This is a genomic window from Dellaglioa sp. CoH-57-MRSF-18 (assembly GCF_056781995.1).
Genome location: NZ_JBXAXX010000098.1, coordinates 1 through 422 on the forward strand (window position 1 = coordinate 1; position 422 = coordinate 422).

The 422-nt window shown below is 52.8% G+C and carries 1 protein-coding gene; it reads right to left on the bottom strand.

Annotated features, from left to right (window positions below):
* Positions 1-37: 37 nt before the first annotated feature.
* Positions 38-422, bottom strand: a 385-nt coding sequence (locus AC1RPG_RS08250) for a hypothetical protein (protein ID WP_481762507.1), incomplete at its 5' end; no start/stop codon positions are given.

The window sequence follows — 422 nt, forward strand, 5'->3', positions numbered from 1 at the left end:
ACGTAGAATGGACGGAGCTTCGTATTGCGGTTCGATATCAAACATCAGATTCTTCCTCTTCTTCAGGCAGGTGAACGATGCCGGTGTTCGGCGTCACGTGAAATGCCTTGTCATCAAACAAGGCAATCATCATATAGTCTTTCTGGCACGTGGCCTCAAGGCGCGTGCCAATGTGTTCTTCAGACCAGTCCCCCAGAAACTGGTGGATTGCTTCCAGCTCTTCATCAGTCTGATCCGGATGCGGGCCTACACGTGCTGTCATGATCTTGACTGTATGGCCCTGCTTGATTAGGTTTTGGACAAACGCCACCATCGGTGCGATGGGCGGCCCAGCGTGTAGGGGTCCTTCCCAACCGCTTTCATCCGATGCTAGCGTTCCATCAAAGTCAACGCCAATCCACGCTATGCTCATGTTCCCTCCG